Origin of the sequence: Williamsia sp., assembly GCF_036566845.1 — a bacterium.
In the GTDB taxonomy this organism is placed as follows: Bacteria; Actinomycetota; Actinomycetes; order Mycobacteriales; family Mycobacteriaceae; genus Williamsia.
The window spans coordinates 1-2,584 of record NZ_DATCVM010000083.1 but is presented as its reverse complement, the minus strand read 5'-3'; the positions used below and the strand labels follow the sequence as shown (position 1 = coordinate 2,584).

Below are 2,584 nucleotides of genomic sequence, written 5' to 3'. Positions count from 1 at the left end.
GGTCACGGCTGGCGGCACGGGGTGATGCGCTATCGCGGCGGCGAGGCCGGTTTCTACCGGCTGTCGAGCTTCCGCTGGTGGCCGGACCGGACGCTGAGCAGGCGAGGTCTCGAAGTGGTGTCACGGAGGACGCCCCGCGGTGACGAGTTCGACATCATGACCGACCAGATCGTGATCCTCGAACTGCGCGATGTGGGCCCCGACCGGGGGCGGGACTACGAGATCGCGCTGGACCGCGGCGCCCTGACGGCGTTCACCTCGTGGCTGGAATCGCGGCCGTCACCGAGGGCGCGGCGCCGGACCTACTGAGACTGCTCGCCGGGACGCCAGAGCACGTCGCCTTGCGGGTTCGCGACGCGGGACAAGATGAAGAGCAGATCCGACAGCCGGTTGAGGTATTTCGCGGGCAGCACGCTCATCGATTCGCCATAGGTGTCGACGGCGTGCCAGGCGGACCGTTCGGCTCGCCGCGCCACGGTGCGGGCGACGTGCAGCAGCGCGGACAGCGGGGTACCGCCCGGCAGGATGAACGAATTGAGCGGAGGCAATCCGTCGTTGAACTCGTCACACCAGGATTCCAGGCGGTCGATGTAGCTCTGCGTGATCCGCAGCGGGGGGTACTCCGGGTTCTCGACCACCGGTGTCGACAGATCGGCGCCCGCATCGAAGAGATCGTTCTGGAGCTGCCGAAGGACGTCGAGAATTCGCTTGTCCGGATCACCGAGTGCAACCGCAACGCCGAGCGCCGCGTTGGTCTCGTCGCAGTCGGCGTAGGCCACCAGCCGGGCGTCGCTCTTGGGCACCCTGCTGAAGTCGCTCAGCCCGGTCGTCCCGTCATCGCCGGTCCGCGTATAAATGCGCGTCAAGTGCACTGCCATGCCCAGAACGGTACCGGTGCGCGTCGGCGCGCAGGGGGCTGCGCTGACTGACATCACCCACAGCGCTGTTTACACTGACCGCGTGAGCGAGCGTTTCGTGGTGACCGGCGGTAGCCGGTTATCGGGCGAAGTAGCCGTCGGGGGCGCCAAGAACAGTGTGTTGAAGCTGATGGCGGCCTCGCTTCTCGCCGAGGGTACGAGCACCATCACCAACTGCCCGGACATTCTCGACGTGCCGCTGATGGCCGAGGTCCTGCGCGGTCTCGGTGCGACCGTCGAGCTCGAGGGTGACGTCGTGCGGATCACCTCGCCCGACGAGCCCAAGTACGACGCGGACTTCGCCGCGGTCCGGCAGTTCCGGGCCTCGGTGTGTGTCCTCGGCCCGCTGGTCGGGCGGTGCAAGCGCGCGAAGGTGGCCCTGCCGGGGGGCGACGCCATCGGGTCGCGTCCCCTCGACATGCACCAGTCCGGGCTGCGACAGCTGGGCGCTCGGTGCAACATCGAACACGGCTGTGTGGTCGCCGAAGCCGACCACCTGCGCGGCGCGGAGATCCAGCTGGAGTTTCCCTCGGTGGGCGCGACGGAGAACATCCTGATGGCAGCGGTGCTGGCCGAAGGGGTGACGACGATCCGCAACGCCGCCCGCGAGCCCGACGTCGTCGACCTGTGCACGATGCTCAATCAGATGGGCGCCCAGGTGACCGGCGCTGGCTCGTCGACGCTGACGATCACGGGGGTCGATCGGCTCTATCCCACCGAGCACCGGGTCATCGGGGACAGGATCGTCGCCGCCACGTGGGGGATCGCCGCAGCGATGACCCGCGGTGACATCTCGGTCACCGGGGTGGATCCCGCGCATCTGCAGTTGGTGCTGCACAAGCTTCACGACGCCGGGGCCACGGTGACGCAGACCGATGACGGTTTCCGGGTGGTGCAGTACGAACGCCCGAAGGCGGTGAACGTGGCCACTCTGCCGTTCCCGGGTTTCCCCACAGATCTGCAGCCCATGGCCATCGGGCTCGCCGCGATCGCGGACGGGACGTCGATGATCACCGAGAATGTCTTCGAGGCGAGGTTCCGGTTCGTCGAGGAGATGATCAGGCTCGGGGCCGATGCGCGGACCGACGGCCACCATGCCGTCGTGCGTGGCATTCCCCAGCTGTCGAGCGCGCCGGTGTGGTCCTCGGACATCCGTGCCGGCGCCGGCCTGGTTCTCGCGGGCTTGGTGGCCGATGGTGACACCGAGGTGCACGACGTCTTTCACATCGACCGCGGGTACCCGAAGTTTGTGGAAAATCTGGTCGCTTTGGGCGCGGAGATCGAGCGCGTGCAGTAGCGTTCGCGAGCCCGAATCCGGTCGTGTGCTGGCCATTTGGGACTTAGGCCCGACAGAGCGTAGTATTTCGGAAGAAGCCAACGACCCCGGTCGAAAGACTGGCGGACGAGGTTTGACCTCCCTGGTCACATGCAGTACAGTGGCAGGGTTGCCTGAAAACCGGGTGTGTTGTTTGAGAACTCAATAGTGTGTTTGGTGGTTTTTGTTTGTTGTTGTTTTTGTTTTGGGTTGCATCCTCTTTTCCCGTTTGGGGGTGTGACTGTTTTTGATGCCAGTTTTGGTGTCTTTTTGTTAGGTCGGACTTGTTCTGATTCGAATTCACCTGCCCCTTGTGGGTTGGGTTGTTTTTGTTTGGAGAGTTTGATTCTGG

The 2,584-nt window shown here is 65.1% G+C and carries 4 protein-coding genes; 2 read left to right on the top strand and 2 right to left on the bottom strand.

From position 1 onward, the window contains the following. Positions 1–309: DUF2550 domain-containing protein (locus VIQ49_RS07210; RefSeq protein ID WP_331882536.1), on the top strand; the 309-nt coding region annotated here is incomplete at its 5' end. On the opposite strand, the gene VIQ49_RS07205 is transcribed toward VIQ49_RS07210, so the two are convergent. After that, on the bottom strand, positions 303–878 hold the full coding sequence (locus tag VIQ49_RS07205) for a cob(I)yrinic acid a,c-diamide adenosyltransferase (RefSeq protein ID WP_331882534.1): 576 nt from the start codon (positions 876–878) through the stop codon (positions 303–305). The two genes, VIQ49_RS07210 and VIQ49_RS07205, sit on opposite strands and share 7 nt — an antisense overlap. A gap of 82 nt (positions 879–960) precedes the next feature. Between VIQ49_RS07205 and murA the strand changes: the two genes are divergently transcribed. Continuing rightward, on the top strand, positions 961–2,214 hold the full coding sequence (murA, locus tag VIQ49_RS07200; protein ID WP_331882532.1) for a UDP-N-acetylglucosamine 1-carboxyvinyltransferase: 1,254 nt from the start codon (positions 961–963) through the stop codon (positions 2,212–2,214). Positions 2,215–2,339: 125 nt separating this feature from the next. Here the strand turns inward: murA and VIQ49_RS07195 are convergent. Continuing rightward, positions 2,340–2,584 (bottom strand): hypothetical protein (locus VIQ49_RS07195; protein WP_331882530.1); only part of this gene is annotated, 245 nt, incomplete at its 5' end.

Coding starts and splice junctions, on each gene's coding strand:
- VIQ49_RS07205 (WP_331882534.1), bottom strand. CDS start 878: ATGGCAGTGCACTTGACGCGCATTTATACGCGGACCGGCGATGACGGG.